General features: G+C 37.8%; 11 protein-coding genes and 2 tRNA genes. 8 read left to right on the forward strand and 5 right to left on the reverse strand.

The window, feature by feature from the left end:
• Nucleotides 1-246 precede the first annotated feature (246 nt).
• Nucleotides 247-336: transfer RNA gene (locus PVV70_RS02700), tRNA-Ser, on the reverse strand.
• A gap of 294 nt (nt 337-630) precedes the next feature.
• Here PVV70_RS02700 and rplU point away from each other — a divergent pair.
• From rplU to PVV70_RS02720, 4 genes are all read left to right on the forward strand, one after another.
• On the forward strand, nt 631-1107 hold the full coding sequence (gene rplU, locus PVV70_RS02705; RefSeq protein WP_273757390.1) for a 50S ribosomal protein L21: 477 nt from the start codon (nt 631-633) through the stop codon (nt 1105-1107).
• A gap of 12 nt (nt 1108-1119) precedes the next feature.
• Nucleotides 1120-1389 (forward strand): 50S ribosomal protein L27, encoded by a 270-nt coding sequence (rpmA, locus tag PVV70_RS02710; protein WP_273757389.1) that lies wholly within the window; start codon nt 1120-1122, stop codon nt 1387-1389.
• 984 nt (nt 1390-2373) lie between these two features.
• A complete protein-coding gene (ptsP, locus tag PVV70_RS02715; protein ID WP_273757388.1) occupies nt 2374-4908 on the forward strand; it encodes a phosphoenolpyruvate--protein phosphotransferase in 2535 nt (844 codons plus the stop codon).
• A gap of 549 nt (nt 4909-5457) precedes the next feature.
• A tRNA-Ser gene (locus tag PVV70_RS02720) sits at nt 5458-5547 on the forward strand.
• A gap of 153 nt (nt 5548-5700) precedes the next feature.
• Here PVV70_RS02720 and PVV70_RS02725 read toward each other — a convergent pair.
• From PVV70_RS02725 to PVV70_RS02735, 3 genes are all read right to left on the reverse strand, one after another.
• Nucleotides 5701-6906 carry an ATP-grasp domain-containing protein gene (locus tag PVV70_RS02725; RefSeq protein ID WP_273757387.1) on the reverse strand — a complete coding sequence of 402 codons (1206 nt, stop codon included), beginning with the start codon at nt 6904-6906 and terminating at the stop codon, nt 5701-5703.
• Entirely contained in the window at nt 6903-8117 is a 1215-nt protein-coding gene (locus PVV70_RS02730; RefSeq protein ID WP_273757386.1) for an MFS transporter, read from the reverse strand. The genes PVV70_RS02725 and PVV70_RS02730 overlap by 4 nt, the downstream gene beginning before the upstream one ends.
• 530 nt (nt 8118-8647) lie before the next feature.
• Nucleotides 8648-9424, reverse strand: coding sequence for a trans-aconitate 2-methyltransferase (locus PVV70_RS02735; protein WP_273757595.1), 777 nt, complete (start codon nt 9422-9424; stop codon nt 8648-8650).
• Nucleotides 9425-10048: 624 nt separating this feature from the next.
• Between PVV70_RS02735 and PVV70_RS02740 the strand changes: the two genes are divergently transcribed.
• On the forward strand, nt 10049-11260 hold the full coding sequence (locus tag PVV70_RS02740) for an MFS transporter (protein ID WP_273757385.1): 1212 nt from the start codon (nt 10049-10051) through the stop codon (nt 11258-11260).
• A 317-nt stretch (nt 11261-11577) separates the two neighbouring features.
• On the opposite strand, the gene PVV70_RS02745 is transcribed toward PVV70_RS02740, so the two are convergent.
• Complete coding sequence (locus tag PVV70_RS02745; protein WP_273757384.1) at nt 11578-11847, reverse strand: hypothetical protein; 270 nt, start codon at nt 11845-11847, stop codon at nt 11578-11580.
• 961 nt (nt 11848-12808) lie between these two features.
• On the opposite strand from PVV70_RS02745, the gene PVV70_RS02750 reads away from it, so the two are divergent.
• The 3 genes from PVV70_RS02750 to PVV70_RS02760 all read left to right on the forward strand — a co-directional run bounded on the left by PVV70_RS02750 (nt 12809) and on the right by PVV70_RS02760 (nt 25247).
• Nucleotides 12809-13333 carry a helix-turn-helix domain-containing protein gene (locus PVV70_RS02750; protein ID WP_273757383.1) on the forward strand — a complete coding sequence of 175 codons (525 nt, stop codon included), beginning with the start codon at nt 12809-12811 and terminating at the stop codon, nt 13331-13333.
• 681 nt (nt 13334-14014) lie between these two features.
• Nucleotides 14015-20311, forward strand: a complete 6297-nt coding sequence (locus PVV70_RS02755; protein WP_273757382.1) for a Vomp family autotransporter — start codon at nt 14015-14017, stop codon at nt 20309-20311.
• 1225 nt (nt 20312-21536) lie between these two features.
• On the forward strand, nt 21537-25247 hold the full coding sequence (locus PVV70_RS02760; protein WP_273757778.1) for a Vomp family autotransporter: 3711 nt from the start codon (nt 21537-21539) through the stop codon (nt 25245-25247).
• Nucleotides 25248-25624 lie beyond the last annotated feature (377 nt).

Here is a 25624-nt window from a genome sequence, read left to right on the forward strand (position 1 = left end):
TGTGATTGGCAAAAGTCTTTCATAATATTTGAAGAGATATTTTATACCAGATTAGGAAATCTAAGGATCGGAAGAGGAGGAGCCTAGAAATTATAAAACTCGTGGAAATCTAATACCAATTTCTAGGGATGCATAGTGACAGGCATAGATGGGAGCAAACTGGCCAATTGCAAACCACAAAAATCCTGCAAAAGCTGCGCTTTAAGCTATACTATACTGAGCATAGACAAGTTTGTTTTAAGTCAATGGCGGAGAGAGAGGGATTTGAACCCTCGATAGAGTCACCCCTATGCCGCATTTCGAGTGCGGTGCTTTCAACCACTCAGCCACCTCTCCATATGAAGTACAACAAAAATGGACACTATTTAAGTTAAGTATAGTATATGATGGGTAGATAACCTTCAATTGTTTTTGGTACAACCTTTTTTTCTTTTTTATGGGACTTTATTGACAGAGAATAGAAATTCCTTCATATATGCAGGATATGAGCGTGGAGAAATCTGCGTATTTTTGTGTTGAGGAAGGTTTTATCCTTCTTGAAGATTGGTTACGACTGATAAAAAGCAGCTTATTTTCCCTTATTTCAAGGTAGAAATTAAATAAGAGCTGGAGTGAACGGAAGGATAAAAAATGTTCGCAGTCATTAAAACCGGTGGTAAGCAATACCGCATTGTTGCTAACCAAGTGGTAAAAGTTGAAAAAGTGAGTGGAAATGCGGGTGATGTTGTTGAATTCAATGATATCTTGATGGTTGGGCAAGAAGGTAATGCAGTTATCGGAACCCCTGTTGTTGCTGATGCGCTGGTGACAGCTGAGATTTTAGAACAGACACGTGGGCGCAAGGTTATCGCGTTTAAGAAACGCCGCCGTCAGAATTCTAAACGTACGCGTGGTCATCGTCAAGAATTTACAACACTGCGTGTTTTAGAGATTTTAATGGGTGGTTCAAAGCCTAAAAAAGCAGCTGCAAAACCCATAAAAGAGGAAGCAACGGCAGCAAAAGAAACAAAAGATGCTGTTGTTGAGAAGAAGGCTGAAAAAACGGCTGAAAAAAAGACTGCATCGCAGAAGAAAGCGGCTGTAGCATCAAAAAGTAAGAAAGATTAAAGGAGAGCGTCTATGGCACATAAAAAAGCTGGTGGTTCCTCGCGTAATGGTCGCGATTCAGAATCGAAACGTCTAGGCGTTAAAAAATTTGGTGGTGAAACCGTTATCGCTGGAAATATTATCATCCGTCAGCGTGGTACACGTTGGCATGCTGGTGACAATGTCGGCATGGGAAAAGACCATACGCTTTTTGCTTTATCAAGAGGAAAGGTTTCTTTTCAACGGAAAGCAGGTAACCGTTCCTATGTTTCAGTCATTCCTATATTGGAGGCAGCAGAGTAATCTGTAGTATTTTCTCTAACAATCAACGGGGGCATTGGATTTTGTAATTTTACTGAATTGCAGTTGTGGTTTTTAAGTATTAATAAATTTAAGTATTAATAAACGCTATAAGGGAAAGATAAATGTTATCTTTCCCTTATTTTATTGGTAATATGATAAATCTAGAAAATATACGGAAAACAAAAAAGGTAAAATTGAGGAAATGAGTTTTCTCAATAAGGGGAGAGACTTGTGCTGTGTTGTGTTTGTTTTGAAGGTATTGATGTTATGATGGAATTTATTGGTAAATTTGTGTATGATAAATAGTGAGAAGAATTTACTTTCCTCTATACATAAAGAAGGGCCTCGTGACTGATGATGGTGTTTGGGGGCGTTGTGTATTTTGCAAATGTGTGACAGAGGGCATTGTGTGTTTGCGATATTGATTGCAGCAAAGGGTTCGCTTAAAATATATCACTGTTATATGATGAATGGATGAGTATCGTAGGGCGAGTTGGGTAAAATTTTAAAGATAATAAGTTGCATAGAATAATTTTTAAGAGTGTAATAAATTGATAAGAGGGACACAGTAAGTTAAATCAGCTTGGAGGAAGAGTTAAACTGTTAGCTGAGTTACAGATGATTGAGAAGGATGCTTTCTTATAGGGAGAATAATGGTAAGTTATGTTGAATAACTTGGGATAAAGAGAGCGTTTTTAAAACATAGTTTTTCAGGTGATTGGGGCTGTAAAAATTGAGGTTTTGTCTTTGTAAAGTAAGAGTTAAGAGTCAGATTTGCTTATGATGGTTTAAGCAACCCGCGGGATTATAGTATCCAATTGTTTTATCGGTTATATTGAGGTATTTAAGCACCTCACTTAGCTCTATTGAATTGCGTGAAACAAAAAGTCGTGATGATGTGTACCTATTGTATTTTTGAAAATGGGGCTTTGAAATGAAATTTATCAGGGATATTTGTATTTAAGTGTGAGGCAGTTTGAATTCATGATGGGATTTGAGAAAGCAGAAGCAATGAATGTAGATTTTACCGAGAGTGAAATCTTGTCTATCAAATCAGTACAACTTGCAGCTGTTTTTAATCATAAAAATGATGCGATTTATGCTGCTGCTGAATTGCTTGTGCAGGTTGGTGCAGTTGACGAGTGTTATCTGGCAAGTATGCTTGCACGTGAAGAAATAACGAGTACTTGGCTTGGAAATGGTATAGCCATTCCTCATGGATTGGTTGAAAATTGTGATTTAATCATCAAGGATGCCATTGCTGTTATACAGGTTCCTGCTGGTGTTGAATGGCAGGATGGAAAGAAAGCACATTTGGTTATTGCCATTGCAGCGTGCCCAGATCGCTATAGAGAAATTTGCAAAAAATTGACGTCTCTTTTATTTGATAAAAAACAGCTTGAAGTACTTGCGACAACGACGGACAAACAGAAAATTGTTACAACTCTGTTTGATCAAGATATGAAGCAAGAAGAAACTTTTATTGGTGATCTTTCGGTGTGTCAGGAATGGACTTTAGACTATCCAAGTGGTCTTCATGCGCGACCAGCTTCTCTTTGGGTTGATTTTGCAAAAAAGATTCAAAATTCTATTAGAGTTCGCCATGGTCAATATGCCGTTGAAATGAAAAATTTGGTTGGGTTATTACAATTAGGCGCAAAAAATGGTGATGTTCTGATTTTTTCTACAGATGCTATAGAAGGAGCAAAACTTCTCAATGATGCCATTTCTATTGTAAAAAAGGTGAGTGTTAGTGAAAAATGCGTGGTAAGAGAGATAGAATCTCAAACAAAGACTTTTCATGGTTGGTATCCACGTTCCATGCAAAAAGGCATTTCTGGTGTTGCAGCAAGTTCAGGGTTAGCGTTTGGTAAGATTTTTGTTTTAAGGCAAAATGATATTTCCATAATAGACCAGCCAATTGATTTTGCGGTTGGTGCAGCGTGTCTTGAAAGTGCTCTTACAAAAACAAAACAAAAAATGGCATCTGTGATTTCTGATATTACAGTACGTATGGGAGCGGATTCTGCTGCGATTTTTTCTGCACAAATGGTTTTGCTTGAAGATGAGAATCTTATAGCTCAAGCTTGTCGTTTTATAGCAGAAGGTCATGGTGTCGCTTGGTCTTGGGATAGAGCGGTTCGGCAGTTTTCAGATATGTTTTCTAAGGTGGATAATCCTTTGTTAGCAGCACGTGCTGTTAATTTAATTGATGTTGGTCGTCGTGTTTTAGGTGAAATAAATCCATCTTATAGATCCTTCTTTTTAAATGATATTCCAAGTGGTGTTATTCTGGTTACAAATGATCTTTCTCCTTCTGATGTCGCACAACTTGATTGTACAAAAGTAAAAGGATTAGCAACAGCATGGGGAGGTCCACTCTCTCATACAGCTATTTTGGCGCGTACGCTTGGTATTCCGATGATTGTTGCCGTAGGTGATGATATTTTAGCGGTTCAGTCTGATATTCGGGCTATTATTGATGGCGATAACGGGTTCATTTACCTTGATCCTACGCATGAAGATGTTGAAGATGCTCAAAGGCATATTGATACTGTTGCGCAAAAACGTGTCAGTGAGATAAGTGCGTCTCGATTACCAGTGCAAACGACAGATGGTCAAAGAATTCGTATCATGGCTAATGTCAATTATGCAAATCAGGTTCCAGTTGCGTTTGATTTGGGGGCTGAAGGTATTGGACTCATGCGTACAGAATTTTTATTTTTAGAGAATCCGCATATTCCGGACGAAAAGATCCAATTTGATGTATATCGGGCGATGGTTGCAGCTGTAGGAGATAAGCCATTAATTATTCGGGCGCTTGATATTGGCGGGGATAAACAGGTTACGCATTTACATTTATCTAAAGAAGATAATCCTTTTTTAGGTGTTCGAGGAACGCGGCTTTTGTTACGTCGGCGTGATCTTTTGGTTCCTCAATTACGTGCTTTGTATCGAGCAGCAAAAGAGGGCGGAGATTTATGGATTGTGTTTCCGATGGTAATGTCTGTTTCAGAGATTGTTACTATAAAAAAGATTGCAGAAGAAATCCGCAATGATATTGATGCACCAAAATTAAAACTTGGGATTATGATCGAGGTTCCAGCAGCAGCTATTATGGCAGATGTATTGGGCGCTCATGTTGATTTTTTCTCAATTGGAACCAATGACTTAACACAGTATACAATGGCTGTTGATCGGCAAAATCCATATCTTGTGTCTGAAGCGGATAGTCTTGATCCAGCAGTTTTGCGGATGATTTATCAGACTATTCAGGGAGCCGCACAACATAAATGTTGGGTTAGTGTATGCGGTGGTGTCGCTGGAGATCCTTTTGGTGCGATGATTTTGACTGGATTGGGAATTAATGAGCTTTCCATGATATCTTGCGATATTTCCCCAGTAAAGGCGTGTTTGCAAACTCATAGTTTTGAAGAGATGAAAATTTTAGCACAAAAAGCACTACAATGTGAAACTGCACGAGCTGTACGTTCTCTAAGCAAGGATATACAGTGGTAAGAACGTGAAGAGAAAAGAACGCGCCCATTGTGGCAAGGCCTTAGATCTTTAATATGGTGGCTCATAGTCTTTTAAAGCGATTATAGGCAACATATTAATATTTATAGTGATAAATTATCATTATAAATTAAAACTTTGCCTATGAAGTAAAACATAAAAGTGATGAGCAGATAGCTCTCATTTTAAGAGAAAGCAATTTTAAATCAGATTTGTCATGGTTAAGAATCCTCGTTAATAGGCGAGAGAGGTTTAATTATTTCATTGTGAAGAAAACATAGACTGTATGCCAATTTTAAGAGCAGTGTTTTTTCATAAAGCAGAAGGTGCGTAAGTAAGCATGAAAGTTTATGGTTGGGGATAAGCTTTTTATTCTCATTTTTGCATTATACATAACTATCCACGGAAAAAGTTTTTTCTTAAAAAGGAAGGATATGCTTGTTATTCAAAAGGTATAAGCTTTTATTTTAATAAATGAATTTGTTTTTTGAATTTTGAATGTATAATTTGGGCTTGCACGTTATTTCTTTCTGGGTATAGTGCGAGACTTCTGGAGAGGTGGCCGAGTGGTTGAAGGCGCACGCCTGGAACGCGTGTATATGGGAAACCATATCGAGGGTTCGAATCCCTCTCTCTCCGCCATTTATCGTAAAATCAAAGGGTTATATAAAAGTTCAAGGATTTTTATTTCTTTGATTTTGTTGATTTATGTTGTACCCTTAAATAGATTTTTATAAGTTTGAAGGCATAGCTTAAAGTTCAGCGTTTTTAGGCTTTTTTCAATTGATGTTTTTTCTATAAAAAATTACGACGAATTATCCTTTCCAGAGTCGATAATTCATCATCACTCCGTCCCCAAATTGCTATAATGGCTGGGCAGGTATTTAAATCGATGGTCAGGGGCAGAGGCTCATTTTCTTTAAAAAAGAGCATAAAATGAACCACATTTTCCCAAGAATGAAGCTTTTTCTTCCACAGGTTAACATCTTTTATAATATGACCATCGATCTTGTTGATAAGAAAGATAATACGTCCTTTCTTCTTAAAACGGCTTGGTGTTGGCGAAAACACTCCCGCAATAAGGTTAACGGAGCTTTTCAGTAAATCATCTTCATAGCAATGCGCGAACAAGGAGGGTGCAATCCCTCCGTGGAGGCGGGCTCCCACTTCAATCATTACTAGACCGTGAGCGGTTTGCATGATCTCCATATGCGCAGGTCCATATTCAATCCCCACCGCGTGAATGCACTGTTTTGCATAAGAGATCAGAGCGGTATAAAGGGGGGCTTGAGCATCAAGCACATCAAGCGATTCATAAACAAAGGCACTTCCATTATGGATACCCTTTTTATAGCGCGATAAACTACATATCTTTATAGCCTCTCCCTTTACAACGGCATCTACGATGTATTCTTCTCCTTCCAATCTTTCTTGAAGCAAATAAGCCTCGTTAGGTACACCAAAAATATTTTTCTGCCTCCAGTCAATTTCAGAAATCCACGCTGCCACTTCCTCACGGCTAGAGAAAAACAAAACACCATCACTCCCAGCAGAATCGTTTGGCTTTATCACATAGCCGCTGGGGCTTTCAAAATCATTGAGAGCACAATCATCTTTTGTAAGAATCTTTGACCTTATATAGGATAAACCATTTTCACAAAGGCGCTTTTGCATTGCTGCTTTTTTCCGCCGCCAATCGGTGGTCAAGGGGTTATTTCTAGGACAACCATAGTAAGCAGCCAATTGTTCTGCACAATAAATACCTCCTTCGGCACCTGCTATAACAGCTTCTATCGCGCCGATAGGAAAGCGCTGTTTTATCTCATCGATACTATGAAGTTTTGCTTCTGCCATGCCTTCACCCTGATAAGAAAGTATGAAGTGTGAAAAAGGAATTGGTTGAGAGATAACACCGTAACAGGTATAGCCCAATTTTTGCAAAGCAGGGGCATAGAGAGCACCCGTGGAGAAAGGATCGACAATAAGAATGGTTTTGCTCATGCTTTGTCCCGCTGTGATGAAAGAAAAAGAACATAGATAAAGATTATGAATCCTATAAGGGGGAGAAGATAAATGGCTGCTTGAGGTCCCATAAGGGCAGAGCTTGTAAGAAGACCAAGGATAACATAACCAGCCGATTGAGAGAGAGTATAAAGCATGCCGCTATAGCTTCCCACCAGCTCTGCTTGAGTTTCTGTTCGGGTTGCTTCAATCATATGTTTGCGGGCGTTAATCCGCATGGTATTCATTGAAAAGCCAATAAAAAAGCAAAAAATCACAGCCAAATAAGGCGATTGCGTGGTGCTAAAAATAAGATCAGCTAAACCCAACATAAGAGCTGGAAGGATGAATTCAAAGCGCGGGATCTTGATAAAAGCAGCCAGAAAAGCGCCCACACCTGCAACAGCACTGCACAACCCATAATATTCAGAGCCAAAATTTTTCACACTCTGAAAAAGGATAGTTGCCAGTGTATTATAAGCGCAAATGTGAAAGCCAATAAGGCCTATGCAGATGCATAAAAGTTTAAGCTCTAGGGAAAGCCCATCTGCTTGCGGTATAAGCATTGGCTCTTTATCGGTGATAGGCGGCAAGCTGTTTGTAGTGCTGTCGGCATGATATTCATCGCGAAAGATGACATATCCGGCCACAAGGCTTACGATAATGTCAAACACACAAATCGCTGCAATCAAACCATTATAGCCGACTTCAGCTGCTACCCCTCGTGGGCTGGTTGCTTCTAAGAGATAACCACTCAATGCTGCCCCCAAAAAGGCGCCAATCTGCACCACTGTTTGCATAATGCGAGAAGCCTTTTGAGCACTAATATAGCCACTAAGCGCGAGTTTAGTATTATAAGTCTCCAGCGTACTTAAGGTGATCAAAGAGAGATAACCAATAGAGATAGAGACCACAATAAAACCAAAACGGGAGTCGACATAATGAAAAAGAGCAATCAATAAAAGGAGGCTATAGATGATGATCCGTCTTGTGTATAAATCGATCAATCGCAACGATGCTTTAATGTGCACAAAACCACTCTTTTTCAAAAGATAGGGTGTAAGGGTCCCTAAAGCCATGGTTATGCCTAGAAAAACCGATGAGGATGTTATGCGATAAGCATTCCAAAGGTTACTTAAGAAAAGCACCATATCAGAAAGATAGAGCAGAACAACAAGCCCATAAAACCGAAACATTAGCTGTTTGCGCACATCATTCCCCCCATGTCTGCATCTTTAAAAATATGCAGTATTATAATTGGTACACACGCTCATAAACAGTTAGTACATCTATTACGGGATAAGTCAAGTGTTTTCGATAGGGGCATGATATAAATTTGAACGCTGATATTTACTGTAATAATATCCCATTTTCAGAAATTTAAGTAGCGAGGACAACTGGTATTTTTGCTACGTTTTTTGTGGGACACCTTGCCGATAAAGGGGTACTTATTCGATGATGAGCGCAGCTACGCCTAAGAGCCATATTTGGTATTTTAAGGGGTGTCTCTGTTTAATTCAAGGTTGCTGGGTTGTTATTGATTATTGACTGGATAAGCTTGGATTTTGAAGGGACAACAAACCTTAATTATCGGGCAGAAATTATTTATGGCTTCAGATTGAGGTGTGCTAGTACAGCTTTAGGTGGCTCTTTATACAATCAATTTGGGGCGGACGACTTCATTTGTTGGGGGGAGATTATAATGCGTTGAAAGGTAACGGGGATAACCATAGATGTAAGATTATTTCATATAGATGTAGAGTTCACTTCGATACAAAAGTTCCAAATTTCCTTGCACTTCGTATTGTTTTATGAGTGTAACCAATTGCTGCAAATATTCTTCTCCATGGCTGGCAATGGCGCGTTGCGCTTGCGTTGAAGAGCGGCTCATGCCGATAAAAGCTTCGGATGGGATTGTCATTGTCCAATTGTGTGTACGTAAAGCAACCTTTTCTGGGTTTACTCCAAGACCGTCACGCATTTCTTGTAAAAAATCAAAATTGCGATAATAACGGGAATAATTAGGGCTCATCTTCTCTAATAATGTCTCATAAGTGGCTAGAAATTGACTATTTTGAAAATCACGATTGTTTTGAATGACAGCCATGACACCACCGGCGCGAAGTTGACTTGAGACATTGCGAAGCAACAGAGGGCGATCCATCCACTGAAACGCTTGTGCCGCAACAACAAGATCAACCTTGCCGATTTGGGGCAAGAGGCTTTCGGCTTTGCCGTGATACCACTGCACAAAAGGAAATTTGCTTTGTCCCTGTTTAATCATATCTGCTGATACATCAATAGCATGATAGTGGTGTTCATTTCCTAAAAGTTTGACAATTCCCTCTAATGCAATGCCCGTTCCAGCCCCTACATCCACGATAGACAAATGCTTTTTGTCTTTAAAAGGAAGCAGCATGGTTTTAAATAAGGTGAAGGGGTAGCGTGGACGATAACGATCATAATCATCAGCCAGTCCATCAAATTTTTCACTTTGCGGTTGAATAGTTTTTAACATATGGTGTGATCCCCCTTCACGAATTGCACTGTACATAAAGAAGCTCTCCTTTGTCCATTATGTCAAGTAATAAATTCTAAAAGAAAATTGAATGGGAGCTGCTCTTTGACACTTTCTATAGAGTTGATATTTACATTCTCTTCTGCTTCAAATGATGCATTTTGAAAGTAAATTGTTTTTTGAGCAATCAGTTGGAAATTCCATATATTCCTCTAAAAATCTGTCTTACTTCTGGTGCGATTACCTCTTGCATGCCTTTTATGAGCATTAAATTTATAACTTGCTTGCGGAAACGATTATTCTCAAACACTCTATCGTAAAAATGAGATTGCCTATTCGCTTTGTAACTGTACAGCCAAAACAACACATTTCAGCGTCACTATTTTATATCTATAGTGCCAATGTAACGCGCAATGAAAGTAGAAATATTTATTAATCTTCAGTATGTTAAACTTATCCCATATGATATTTAGAGAGTTTTCTTTTCATAAAAAATGTATCACGCTCTAATAAAACGAGGAATTTCATTCCTTTAAATTTAATGAACTAAAATAAGAACTCAATATATATTTTTAAATGTGATTATGTGGCATACTGAATGATGTATGTATGAGGGAATGATTTATGTTCGTTGCAAATTTGAAAGAACGTGCTGCTTTATTTGAAAATAGAACTTTCCTCTATTTTACCTTGAGCGGCTTATTTGCTACATTTGGAAATGGGCTAAATTATATTGCATTATCATGGCTTGCTTACAATCAGACAAGTTCGATCCGTGGTGTAGCGTTGATGATGCTTTTTCTCTGGACGCCTAGCATTCTTTTTGCACCTTTTTTGGGTGTATTGGCGGATAAATACAATCGTAAAATGCAGATTATCACTTCAAATCTTGTCAGAGGTTTGGTGATTGTGGGGTGGGTAATGCTTGGGTATTTTGGCATGGAAATTGATTTAATGATCTTATCTGCTCTATTGGGTATTTTTATTTCTCTTTATATGCCATCAGCTGTCCCTTTAATCCAAAGTATTGTTCCTAAAAAACAGCTCATCAATGCAAATGCAACCATCGATATGGTTTATGAACTTGGCACTATCATAGGTATGGGGCTTAGTGGATTTATACTCGCCTGTGCCGGAACAAAAGGAACACTTCTGATAGGCGGCATATTTTTTATTATTGCTGGTTTGTTTAATTTTGCAATGAAAGTACCTAATGCCCATAGATCTAAAAGTCAAAGTAAGCAAAACTGGTGGAAAAATTATAGAGCGTCCCTTCATTATTTTAAGCAGAATCCGGTTCTTTTTATGCCTTATATAAGCCAGATGATTATTATGACGCTTTTGATGACTATTCCTGTTATTTTGGTGCCTTATACACAAGAGGTTTTAAACGCAGATAGCAGGACTTTTGCAATATTTGAGGCGCTTTATTCCATGGGCGTATTTACTGGTGCGCTTCTTTCTCCATTTTTTTGTAAAGTTTTATCTATAAGGAAAACATTGGCACTTTTATTAGCTGTTATGGCTATCGGTCTTGCCATTCTATCTGTCAATACACACACGCTTGTTGTTTTTCCTGTTTATTTCATGATTGGATTTGGGCTTTCAAGTTGGGCTCTTTCGATTTCTTTATCGCAACTCTCTTGTGATCCCGAATATCAAGGAAGATTGCAGGCAAGTTTTAATGGTTTGTCTGGATGCTTTATCCTCGGAGTCTATCTCATTATGGCAAGCGATAGCAGTAACATATCACCTCAATCGATATATTTTCTTCAAAGCATTGTTGCGCTTGTTGGAATATTTATTGTGCTATTTTATCAACATGAAAAACGATAAATTACATTGAAGTGTAGTAAAACTATACGCTATTTTATAAACATTTATAACGCCGTATATTTCATATTTTGCTTTTAAAGGGGTGGTGAGCAAATGTGAAAGTGTTGGTGCTTTTAATGAAGAAAGCATAAATTAATTTATGCTATAAAATACTCTTTATTTTTTGATGATGACCAAAGAGGATTAATGCGTTTCTTTAATTCATCGGACTTTTGTAAGGAGGCAAAGACGCAACACGTTAAAGTTTCTTAAAAATTTTTTGGTTTAAACACAGCAGAAAGTAAAGTGCTCTCTCATCATATGGGGAGAGTGGTGCGTTATTTTTGTTTTTCAAAATCCATACGAAAAATTGCATCAATTTCATCCTCATTTGAATGAGCATTTCTGCGACGATGCAAGGTTTGTACAATCTCTTTTTTTAAAAGCGTATCTGTTTCACTTAAACGGAGAATACTGAGCTCTAATTCAAGAGATAAAGCTAAATCCACACATAGTTTAAGCTCTTCTCCAATGTCGAAACCACGTTGATAGTCGTCATAAAGGCCAACCAGTGTATCGGATAATTCCTTATCGCATAAAGAGGTCATGCTGAATTCCTCCACGTTGTGGTTTCCTGTGCAGCTTTGGTCTGTTTAAGGATTACTCCACTATCATCACTCAGAGTTGCCATATATACGAACCTCATGGATTTGTCAATTTTCTGCAAAATATGCACTTTTAAATCAATGCCTATTAAAAATTTTATCACTCCAAGATTTGGAAGCGCTCAATTGTAAATATAGATGGCAATGTGTTTACTTGTGTTTACTATAGAACTTATAGCATTTAAAATACATCGCAAAAAGGCTTTTAATTTTCGTAGAGGAGGCGTGTTTTGATGATAAACCAAATACCTTGAAATCTCTATTGCTAATCGCAATTAAATTAGTGCCATTAATATCTACAATAAGCAAGCATGGTTTGTAAACGTTTAGCTTTTTAAGAATGTGTGATAATCTCATTTTTTGTAGAAATGCAATGATTTTGCCTCTTTTATATTGAGTTTTAGACATTGATGAACCTTTTATCCTATAAAAAACTATGGAAAGTGCAAATGCATATTTCTGTAATAGGATTTCAATGGTATATTGCACGGTACGCAATGAAAAGAACCACATGTTTTTTTTACTGCTGTGAGACATATGACTGCGCTTTTTGAGAGAGCCGTTGAGTTGATAAGAACTTTGCTCAACGGGCATACAATTGGCCAGAGCAGGGATTGTTTTTTCATGAGAGGATGCTCAAATGTTTTTGACACTGAAGGTCGATATTTGGTAAACTTTCACGCGTTTTGCTTATGGGGATGAGAGTGAGGGCTTGGCAAAATACTATGGCGGTCGCATTTTTTGTGTAATTGTCATAATTTTCGCTCCTGCTGAAATGGATGCTGTAACATCCGTTTTTGTGGGGTTATGTATGTGATAAATGCTTTTTTCTAAGAGCAGTAACGATAGATATAAATCAATATAATTATTTAGTCAACAATTATATTGATTTTGGAGTAATTTTTTGGCTCGTCCGGAAGCAAAACCTAAAACTGAGTTGGCAAAACGTTTTCGTGAAGTGCGTCACGCTCTTGGTTTCACAGAGCGTAAGCAGTTTGCTGAACATCTTGGAATCACTGCTGGCTCTATAGGAACTTATGAAACGGGTATCAGTGAACCTACAGCCTCTGCGCTCTCCAAATATCAAGAAATTTGCGGTGTTTCATTAGATTGGCTTGTAACGGGTAATGGCGAGATGTTTTCAGATATGGCAAAGGCGAAAGCGGCTGGTTTAAAAGCACAAGCAATCCCTGCTGGTTTGATGAAAAAGCTTGGATATTTAGCTTATACAACATATCATGATGCGAACATAACACTTTCTCCTGAAGATGTTGCGGAATTAGCAGCAGAGCTTTACGGAAAATTGCAAGGGCTTATTGAAAATCTCAACGACATGGAAGAAGTCGAAGCCACTTTGCCACTTTTGAAATTGCATTTAAAGCGCAAAATTGAAGCTGAAAAGGTACATAAAACGCCCCAAGGTATATGAGTTACAGCCTTCTAAAATAAAATTCCTTCTGCTATAAAATCAGTTTGAAGAAAAACGCATTGAGTGATAAAAATATCTATAAAAACAATAAGTTATGCAATATTTTTTTAATTTTTTCAATATTCTATATTTCTTATAAAAATAGGGAACCTCTAGAATAGCTTATCCCATAACAAAGAACGAGGTTTCATAAGGGTCATAATCTACTAGATTATAAAATAAGTCTAAAAAGTTATAATTTTCATACAGATAAGCACAACTGTTATAAAACAACACTTTTTGTATTTCATAAGAAGTATTTTTACAAATTGATAAAAAATTATTTTTTATACTCTTGCCATTTTGCTGATGCGCTTTATTTGAAAGGTAGAATTGCTTTTTAGTGAAACTGTTTTTGTTAAGAGATAAATCGCAGTATTTTTTAATGGAGATTACGGTATATTTTCAAAGTCTTGTATTTTTATTTATTTTTTAGCTTGAATCCCTCTAGCTAAAAGGGTTGGGGACTTTTCTAGATTCGATGTTGTTGCAAAGATTTTAGGATGATGCCGTAAGGAATGCCGGCGTCAGAGGGGGAATTTTATATTGATTTATTGTTTTTTTGAGGTGCGCAAACAAGGGTTTTGCCATGAGTGTTTTTGCGCGTTGTGATGATGTTGAACTCTGTTGGAGGAGATTCTTATGAAAAAAAAATATTCCACACCAAATTTAATTAAAGCTGTCTCGCTCAGCGCGGCAATGGCCACACTCTTATCAAGTGTTTCTCCCGTTTTTGCTGCCAATCTCGCGATAACAGGAGCAGCTAATTTGAGCACAAGTGGCACCGGCGTTTCATATGCATATGGTAGTCATGGCAGTGTTGTTTTGTCTGGTGATGATGACTATTGCGGTGCAGACAACGTTGTTGGTCGTGGCGGTAAGCAACAACAAGGAATTGCTGATAATCAACGAATAACAGTACAACAACAATATGACAGATTTATCAATGGTTACACTGGGGGAAACGGTCGTAATGCTTATGGCACGACCACTGAAAAGGTTACTTGGCAGGGTGATGGGACTCTGACCAACAATGCTACTTATATGGGACCAGTTGGCTCTGGAGGGTTTCTAAATGCTATGCCTGAGGCTTATGGTGTTTATTCTTTTGCAACGGGCTGTGGTTCTGCGGCAACAGGAAATTATTCCACGGTATTTGGTGCAGGCGCGACAGCAAAGGCTGGTGGAGCACAAGCTTTTGGTGTTTCTGCGCTTGCAAGTGGTAAAGCAAGTGTTGCCATGGGCGTGGGATCAGAGGCGTCAGGGGAGTCTACGGTTGCTATTGGAGGGCTTGCGACTGCTTCTGGTTATAATAGTGTTGCGTTAGGGCTCAAAACCAAGGCAATGAAAGATTATACGGTTGCTATAGGTTCGAAGGCTGAGGCGCAAGCTCTTGGTTCTATTGCAATAGGTGGTGGAGAGCCTGCAGACAACGGGCAGGAAAGAAAGGTAATAGCGAAAGGTAAAAATTCGATTGCCATAGGTTCCCATACTTATGCTGAGATGGCTCATTCAGTTGCAATTGGTATAAACGCACAAGTACGTGTTATAGATGGTGTTGCTGTGGGGGGGGGATCTGTCTCTCGTATTGAAGCAAAGGTTGCAGGTTATGATCCTGTAACAAATGCTGCAACGAAAAAGACTAGTCTTGCATGGAAAAGCACTGGAGGTGATTTTAGTGTTGGTAATACTGAGCAGAAATTAACGCGACAGATTACAAATGTTGCAGCAGGGACCAACGATACTGATGCTGTGAATGTAGCGCAATTAAAAGCCTTGAGAGATGTGGCATCAGGAGCTTGGAAGCTGTCTGCTAACGATAAAAATCCTACAGACGTGAATCCAGGCAGCATAATAGATTTTTCAGTGAAAAATGGTAAAATAGGAAAAGACAATTTAAAGATTGAAAAAAATACTGAAGACACTAAGCATAAAATTGAATTTATTTTAAATGATCAGCTTGAATTGACGAAAGTCACCACAGGTCAAAGCACTATGAGTGATGATGGCTTTTTTGTTAATGGTAGTAACAACAGTTCACGCATGACTGTTGATGGCTTTTATGTTAATGATAATGGCCCAAGTATGACTGAGAATGGTATTGATGCTGGCCGTACAAACATTAGAAATCTGTTAGAGGCGACTGAAGATCATGAGGCAGTGAATTTTGGGCAGTTGAAAGAATATGTAAAAAAGAACGGGGGCGGCTGGAAGCTTGCTGTTGAAAATGCAGAGGCTGTAGATATTAATCCAGGCAACGAAGTTCATTTTTTTGCTGTTGAGGCTGTAGATACTGGTCACAAAAATATAAAAATTGCAAATACAAATGGGAAAAACGTCTCTTTTGATTTAGCTGATGATATTAATGTAACGTCTGTCACAGCAGGAGAAAGCATTATGGATGCTTCGGGCTTTCGGTTTGACAGTGCTGATGGGCCGAGCATAACTGTTAATGGCATTCATGCTGGAGATAAAGCGATTAAAGGAGTAACGGCAGGGGAAGAAGATACCGATGCAGTGAATTATAAGCAGTTGCAAGAGGTAAAAACACTTGCAGAACAAGGCTGGAAACTTTCCGTTGATGGTAACAATGCTACAAATGTTGAAGCAGGGAGTACAGTAGACCTTGTTCCAGGTGCTGATGACAACGATATTAAAAACATTAAAATTGTCAAAAGTAATGGAAATAAAGTTACATTTACTTTGAAGAGTAATCTTCAGTTAACAAGCGTCACTGCAGGTAACAGTCTTATAAATAGTGAAGGCTTTAAGTTTATTGATGATAATGGACCAAGCATAACTTTGAAGGGTATTGATGCGGGTAGTAAAAAGATTACAAAAGTAGCAGATGGGTCTGATGAGACTGATGCAGTAAATTATAAACAGCTGAAAGATGTAAGACAGCTTGCAGAAAAAGGCTGGAAGCTTTCTGTTGATGGAAACAATGCTACAGATGTTACAGCTGGGGGTACAGTAGATCTTGTCGCGGCGGAGAGTGGGGACGGAAGCAAAAATATCAAAATTGCAAAAGATAACAGCAATAAAGTTACTTTTTCTTTGAATGATACTCTTAATCTCACAAGTGTCACGACAGGCAACAGCATTATGGATAATAATGGCTTTGGGTTTGTTGACGGTGGTCCAAAGATAACGATGAATGGGATTGATGCTGGCAATAAGAAAATTACGAAAGTGGAAACTGGGACTGAAGATACGGATGCTGTAAATTATAAACAGTTGAAAGACTTTAGAGCAGGAATAAAAACGGGTTGGAAACTTGCTGTTGAAGATGAGGAAGCTACAGATGTTGAAGCAGGAAGTACAGTAAAGTTTGTAGGTATTTCAAGTGAGGCTAATAACAAAAACACCAATAATATAAAAATTACAAAAGGCGCAAACAATGAAGTACAATTTGCTTTAAACGATATTATCAGAGTGGACCGTGTTATAGCAGGAAAGTCGAGTATAAGCGATAATGGTTTTGTAATTACTGATGGTCCTAAAATGACTACTGGAGGTATTAATGCTGCAAATACACAAATTAAAGGAATTGCAAATGGTAGCCATGATAATGATGCTGTTAATGTTTCACAGTTGAAGACGGTAGAAGAGAAAATAAAAGAAGTAGAAGATAATAGTCTTGTTAAATGGGATGATGAAAAACTACTCATTACCATTGGAGCAGAAAAAGGTGGCAAGACAATCAATATTGCCAATAATGGAGATGAAAATCGAAATATTACTGGTGTTGCTGATGGGATTATTTCTGAGGTTTCTACTGAGGCGGTTAATGGTTCACAACTCTTTACAACGCTTGAGCGAATTGATAGGTTGAATGATTATTTTGGTGGTGGTGCAGACGTAATTAAAGGTCAAGCACCCACATATACTGTTCAGAAGGAAACACATCAAAATGTTGGGTCTGCATTTGAGGCGATCGATACCTCTATTACGGATATTTACAATCAGATTAACAATGTAACAGAAAATAGCCTTGTTAAATGGGATGAGAATGAGAAATTTATCACTATTGGTAAAGAAAAAGGCGGTACAAAAATTGATATTACAGGTACTGATGGAAAGCGAACCATTGCAGGTGTCAAAGATGGTAAAATTTCTGACAGTTCAGCAGAAGCCATAAACGGTAGTCAGATTAATAAGATATCTGGAGATATTGCAAAATTCTTTGGTGGTGGTACAGAATTTAATAACGGAGTTTTTTCAGGTCCACAATATAACTTATCGATAGTTTCTACAGATGGTAATGTAAAGCAAAAAACCTTTGAAAATGTTGGTGATGCTTTGACAGGGATTGATGCGAATGTCAAAAATGTTAATAGTCGTCTAACATATGTAGATAATAAATTTGATAAACTCTCTCAAGATGCCTTATTATGGAATGATGATAAACAAGCATTCGTTGCACGTCATGGAGAAGATGGACAGAAAACAAATAGTAAGATTACCTTCCTCGCGGATGGCAATATTTCAGAAGAGTCAACAGACGCGATCAATGGTTCTCAACTTTATAAGATGGGTGATCAGATTGCGAATTATTTCGGGGGGGGCGCTAGCTATCAGGATGGAGAGTGGATAGATCCTACTTTCATAGTTTCTCGACGTAATGAAAACGGTGATATTGTTGAGAAAAAATATAATAATGTTGCTGAGGCTTTTAACGGTGTCGATAATTCTATCACGGATATCTATAGTCAGATTAACAATGTGACAGAAAACAGTCTTGTGAAGCAAGAAAACGGGTCAGGGCTTATCACGATCGGTAAGGCAACAGGTGGTACTGAAATTAATATTGCAAACAAAAGTGGTATGGAGCGTACACTGTCCGGTGTAAAAGATGGAATGATCTCTCAAACATCAACGGAAGCCATAAATGGTTCACAGCTCTTTAAGACGAATGAAAATGTCAAAACTGTTACTGATAACTTATCAAAAGTTGCTCAAAATACATCAAAATATTTTGGTGGCAGTACAGATGTATTGAACGGTATCGAACCTTCCTTCCTTATTCAGGGTAAGCCCTATAATAATGTTACAGATGCATTTACGGGTGTGAATACTTCTATTACAAATATTGATAATAAGATTTCCGATGTGGTAAAAAATAGTCTTGTTAAACAAGACGGAATTTCAGATCCTATCACGATTGGTAAGGATACAGCTGGGACTGAAATCAATATTGCAGGATATGGTAAGGTAGCACGTTCCATTTCTGGTGTTAAAGCAGCAGAGAAGGGTGATGAGGCTGTTAACAAAGACCAACTTGATAAAAGCATAAAGGATATTACGAAAGATATTGAGACAGTAACTGCTGCTGCCGTTCTTTACGATAAGAATGACGATGGTAGTGTTAATTATGGTAGCGTAACTTTGGGCGGTGATAAAAACAACGGACCAGTTGCTCTTCATAACGTCAAAGATGGTAGCATTTCCCAAGATTCCCACGATGCAATTAATGGCAGCCAGATTAATAAAATATCAGAAGATGTTGCCAAGTTTTTTGGTGGTGGCGCAAAGTTTGTTGATGGTGCCTTTAAAGGACTGAAATATACTTTATCTGCTATCGTAGATGGTAAGGTAGGGAAGGCTAATTTTTATGACGTTGGTTCAGCTTTAGACGGTCTTGATAATAATGTTCAAGATGTGAATAAGCGTTTAACGAATGTATCCAATGAGTTTAATCAGAAAATTGAAGGTATCTCAAAAGATGCTTTACTTTGGGATGATGAAGAAGAAGCATTCGTTGCACGTCATGAAAAAGATGGCAAGAAGACAAACAGCAAATTGAAATATCTTTTGGATGGTGAGATTGCGGATGGTTCAACGGATGCTATTACGGGTAACCAGCTTTATTTCATGAGTAACCAGCTTGCGAATTATTTCGGTGGTGGTGCTAAATATGAGAATGGCAAATGGACAGATCCTACTTTCAAGATTTCTAAAGTCGATAAGGACGGCAAGACTGTTGAGACAGAGCACCATAATGTTGCTGATGCTTTTGGTGATATTAATGATGGGATGTCAAATATTAATAACCGTATTGATGACGTCATCAACAAGGTCGATTCAGATGCTTTAAAGTGGAATGATAAAGAAAAAGCCTATGATGCTGGTCGCGATGGTAAGCCGAATAAAATTATCAATGTAGCTGATGGCAAAATTGAAAAAGGTTCAAAAGACGCGGTTAATGGTGGACAACTTTGGGAAACCAATGAACGTGTAGCGGGTGTTGAAAAAGATGTTAAGCATCTTAACAACAGAGTCGATAACATTTCCAATACCATTGCTGATATTGGTGACACAGTTATCAATATTGATGCTAAAGTTGATAATATTGATAATAAAGTTAACGATATTGCTGAGGATGCTGTTCGCTATGACAGAGATGAAAACGGTAAAAAAACCAACAAAATCACATTAGCAGGGGGTGATGCCAGTGAACCAGTTCTGATTGATAATGTCGCTGATGGTAAAATTGAGAAAGGATCAAAAGAAGCTGTAAATGGTGGTCAACTCCATGACTATACTCAAGAACAGATGAAGATTATTCTTGATGAATCCAAGCATTATACGGATCAACGGGTTAATAATATTGTGATTGATGCGATTGACGATGCGGTTGATCGGTCTAAACAGTATACCGATATGAAGTTTGACGTTTTAAACTACAGCATTGAGAGTGTAAAAAAAGAGGCAAGACAAGCAGCGGCTATTGGTCTAGCAGTGTCTAATTTACGCTACAATGATACCCCTGGAAAATTAAGCGTTGGATTTGGTACTGGTTTATGGCGTAGTCAATCTGCATTTGCCTTTGGTGCTGGTTATACCTCAGAAAATGGAAAGTTTCGGTCTAATGTATCCGCAACGACTTCTGGCGGACATTGGGGTGTAGGTGCGGGATTCAATATGACCCTGAACTAATAATCAAAAAAACACATAAAAAATTCTTTTTACCCTTGTCTCGTGAGGCAGGGGTGAATTGTTTTTTACATCTTTAAAAAAGGCGCATATATAAATTAATAAATACATGTTTAAAAAACAGAAAAAACTTATATTCTCACTTAAGCGAGTAAATTTTAAAAAAATGCAATTTTTCCATAAATTACACATTCATTATTTTCTACTTTTAAATTTTACAGCTAAAAGTTTTTGCAGCACTTTATAGGTAGAAAAATGGGATCTCCTTTGCTCTCTAAAAAACTGTAAATTTACTACCAATTTTCTAATGGGAAAAATAGTTCTTTAAAGATATTTTAGTTTTACTAAGAGCAGTGATAAAAATGATATGCAAAATGAGCCAACAATAATTTAAACTTTCGTTCTTGTTATTGTTTGCCTTTTATACGGTATTATTTCATAAATGTAGCTGTTCTTATAGTTTTGTCGAATATTGTTTTACAAGTCTTGGTATGACTGTAGAAGGAGAGAGCATAAATACTTTTACCCTCTGCAAACAAGCAAAAGCCAACATTCAATAACAGTTGAGCAATATTTAATTGACGGTGTCTATAGATTCTGAAGGCATGAAAAATTATAGTGTTGATGACGAAATACCACTTTTTAGCGCTTTCACGCTTAAAGGAGAGGAATGAAATTATAAATGCTTTATTTAGCAAAAAAGTTAAGCAGCACTTAATAGCGGCATACAGCGTACCCCAACATGTATTTGCTTTTGGTATTGAAAACTGTAAAATGACAACACGTACTCTAATTTTTAAAGTTCAAAAGAAAAGCATCAGTGTAAGAAAGAGTAACAACATCTCCCCTTAAAATTTTTCAAGAAAAACCACCCGCCCGCTCATATTGACTTCATTTTACTTGAAAAAACTCCCCTTCATTACTCTAGATTTGCTCATTTCAAATTAAAAGAAAAAACGAAAAACAAAAAAAATAATATTATTCTTGCAAAAAATAACCAAAAAGCCTAAAAATTAAACAAATATTAACTAATATATAAAAAAATAGGTCTTATTTTCTTAGAGAACACAAAAAGCGGGTATATTCACTCTAACATTTAAATACATAATTTTTCTATCTTTTCATCACATAAATTTCGATGTTAAAAAATTAAATCTAGATAAAATTCTAGCGTTTAAATATGTCTTTTTGTGTTTGTCGTTAAAATTTTTTCATTGGGGAATTTGTTATGAACAAATTATATACTAAATTAGCGGGGAGTGAATTAAAATTTTCTCGTTTTCCTTTTATTAAAGTTGTGACAGTGACTTCAATTGCTGCACTTTTGTCAAGCGTTTTTCCAGTTTTTTCAAAAAATCTCTCTCCAAGAGAAGGGGGATCTACAGATATAAAGGCTGTTTCTGTGGTTTCTCCCCAAAGTGTTATCTCTGTTTATGATGATTCTCTTGATGTATCAAAAGATAATTATATAACAGTATCGAATACGACGTTGGCACCAAACGCTCATGTTTTGAATGATAATGCAAATTTTTTAACAAGCCACCTTTCTGATGTGGGAGATGATAACTCTCTTGCAAATACTCTTAAAGCAGGGGGCAGTAACCGATTGAAAAGAGCGGTCAGTACAGAGGAAGAAAAGAAACAAGCTATCATCAGCCCACAATTTTCTATTCTTAATAGTATGTCTTCTCAAAAGTTTGCACAGCATGATGAGAGTCCAGTGATCATTGGTGTATCTGACGCCTCACGTAATGTTTCAACTGCAATAACAAACCGTGATGCCGGATTACAACGTGCAGACACAAATGTTACTTTGGGTGAGGGATCGCAAGTGCAAAAAAAATCGAGTGTTGCTATAGGCTATATGGCTCACGCTATGGGAACAAGCAGTACTGCGCTGGGTGGTGAATATAATGATAAGAGTGAACACGGGGAGAATGATTATACAATTGCTCAGGGTGATTATTCGACAGCTTTAGGCGCGGTTTCTAAAGCTTTGGGGTATGGTTCGACTGCTGTGGGGCATCGTGCATACGCAACGGATAAAGAAGCTGTTTCTATAGGATTTTATTCGAGAGCAAACGTAGATCATGCTATTGCTTTAGGTGCTGATTCTATAGCGAATGTTACTTCTGGTGTTCTAGGTTATAATCCTCTTTTGCAAGGGGTGGCGACAGAGGAGACTTTTGCATGGAAAAGTACTTACGGTGCTGTGAGTGTTGGTGATATTAAGCAAGGGAAAACACGGCAAATTGGAGGCATAGCGGCAGGTACTAAAGATACTGATGCCGTGAATATTGCGCAGTTAAAGTCATTACAAACCTACGTAGACAAGGGCTGGAAACTGTCTGTTGATGGTAACAATGCTAAAGCTGTGGGGATAGACGGTACAGTAGATTTTGCAGCTGGAAGTAACTTTGAAATCATAAAAGGCGACCAAGACAATAACATAAAATTTGATCTCGCGAAAAACATTACACTGGAGAGCATGAACATTATAGATGGTCCTCAAATAACGAAAGATGGTATTAATGCTGGTAGTAAAAAGATCACAGGCGTACAAGCCGGTACGAATGATACCGATGCTGTGAATTTTGCGCAGCTACAAGCGATGCAAGAAACTGTGGCTGTAAAAGGTTTAAAAATTAACACGACTGGCAATAATTTTAAAGATGCTATAGCAGATGGGGAATCTTCAATTGCTATAGGTTCTGAGGCATCTGCACTTGGTATTAATGCTGTAGCTTTGGGGATGAGATCACAAGCAATGGTGAACGGAGGGATTGCTATAGGAGCGTATTCTGTAGCGGATGTTAATAGTGGTATTGCGGGTTATAACCCTTTGACAGGTAATGGATCAGGTGAAATAAGTTATGAATGGAAAAGTACGTTAGGTGCTGTTAGTGTTGGTGATAATACTAATAAGATTTCTCGGCAAATTACAGGGGTAGCAGCCGGTACTGAAGATACTGATGCCGTCAATATTGCGCAGTTAAAGTCGTTGCAAACCTATGTAAACAAAGGCTGGAAGCTTTCTGTTGATGGTAAAAATGCTAAAGCTGTTTCTATAGATAATTCGGTAGATTTAGCAGTGGGAAGTGAGAATTTCAAAATTACAGCAAGCGATAAAGACAGTAAGGTACAATTTGATTTAGCAAAGAAGATTACGCTGGATAGCGTACAAACAGGCACGAATACCTTAGACGCAACGGGTTTAGTAATTACGGGTGGTCCAAAAATAACGACTACAGGTATTAGTGCTGGTGGTCAGAAGATAACAGGAGTGGCAACGGGTACTGATGATACTGATGCCATTAACAAAGCGCAACTTGATCAAGATGTGAATAATCTTTCTGGAAAAATTGAGGATGTACGCTCTGTGGCAGTTTTTTATGATGATGAAGAACCACAAGGTGACAATATATTTATGAGATCAGCGCGTAAAGTTAATAAGAGTAATGTAACTTTTGGTGATCCCAAAGCTGGTACTGTCGGATTACATAATGTTGGTCTAGGTAAAGTGACAGCAGATTCAACCGATGCAATCAATGGTTCGCAGCTTTATTTGATGAGTAATAAGCTTTCCGCATATTTGGATGGTAATGCTGGATATAAAGATGGAGAATGGAAAGAGCCTACCTTTACGCTTAAGACAGTTAAGGAAGATGGAACAGAAGAGGAGCAAAGCTATCCGAGTGTAGCAGAAGCATTTGCTGGAGTTGGCACATCTTTCAAGAATATTCAGAATAAAATTACCAATGATATCACCAACCAGCTTAATGAAACAAAAGGTGATGCTTTATTGTGGAACAATGATAAAGGAGCATTTATCGCTCAACATGGTGAAGGTGAAGGAAAAACCAATAGCAAGATTACTTTTCTTGCGAATGGTGACATAACTGAAAACTCCACCGATGCAATTAATGGTTCGCAGCTTTATTTGATGAGTAATAAGCTTTCCGCATATTTTGGTGGTGGTGCTGGATATAAAGATGGAGAATGGATGACTCCCAAATTCCATGTTGCACAATTCAAGAGTGATGGTACCGTTGATGAGCAGGAGCCCTACGACAATGTTGCGGCAGCTTTTGATGGCATTAGTGGAAGTATGCAAAATATCAATAATCGTATTACTGAGGTTACCAAGAATGTCACATCGAATGGTTTAAATTGGAATGAGGATGAAAAAGCATATGACGCACATCATCAGGGGCAGGACAGTAAGATTACGCATGTAGCGAATGGTAAATTGTCTGAAGATTCGAAAGAAGCCGTTAATGGTAGCCAACTTTGGGAGACAAATAATAGGGTTAGCAAGGTTGAAGAGAAAGTAGACAATATTGATCAACAGGTAAAAAATATTGAAAATACGGTTACGAATGATGCGGTTAAATATGATAAAAATGAAAAGGGTGATAAGATAAATAAAGTCACATTAGCTGGTGTGAGTGAAAGTGATCCAGTAGTGTTAAACAATGTAGCGGATGGTCGCATTGAAAGTAGCTCGAAAGAAGCTGTTAATGGGGGCCAATTGCATGATCATACGGATAAGCAGATGAAGATAGTCCTTGATGAAGCAAAATCTTATACGGATGAGCGCTTCAATAGCATTTTAAATAACCAGATGGGTGATGTTATTAATGAAGCAAAATCTTATACGGATATGAAGTTTGATGCTTTAAATTACAGCATTGAGGGTGTGCGAAAAGAAGCAAGACAAGCAGCGGCTATTGGTATAGCAGTGGCGAACTTACGCTATAATGAAACACCTGGGAAATTAAGTGTTGGATTTGGTACTGGCTTATGGCGTAGGCAATCTGCATTTGCCTTTGGTGCTGGTTATACATCTGAGAGCGGCTCTGTTCTGTCTAATGTATCTGTCACCAATTCTGGTGGACACTGGGGTATAGGTGCGGGATTCAATATGACATTGAACTAATAATCAACATAATACATTGAGTAAAATACTTTCGCCCTTGTCTTACTTAAATGAGGACAAGGGCGAAAGTTTATTTTAAGAAGAAATCAATAAAGCCAACCAATTAGATTTTTAAAGCAAAACATGCGAAGCAGATGAGCAATGAAATAAAATGTACCATTAATGCTAAAGCACTGTTTTAATCTTAATTTATAATTTAATACGAATGCAGGTTACCACATACTAAACGTTTCTGCTTTTCACAAAAAAGCAGTTCAAAAGAGCATAAAATCAATATGTTAACTACATATAGGTAAAAACTCATTAACCTAACAAGAGAACACACTTATACAAATTTATCTAAATAATATATCACCGCAAAAATAAAACTGCCAAAA

Source organism: Bartonella sp. AU55XJBT, from assembly GCF_028618525.1.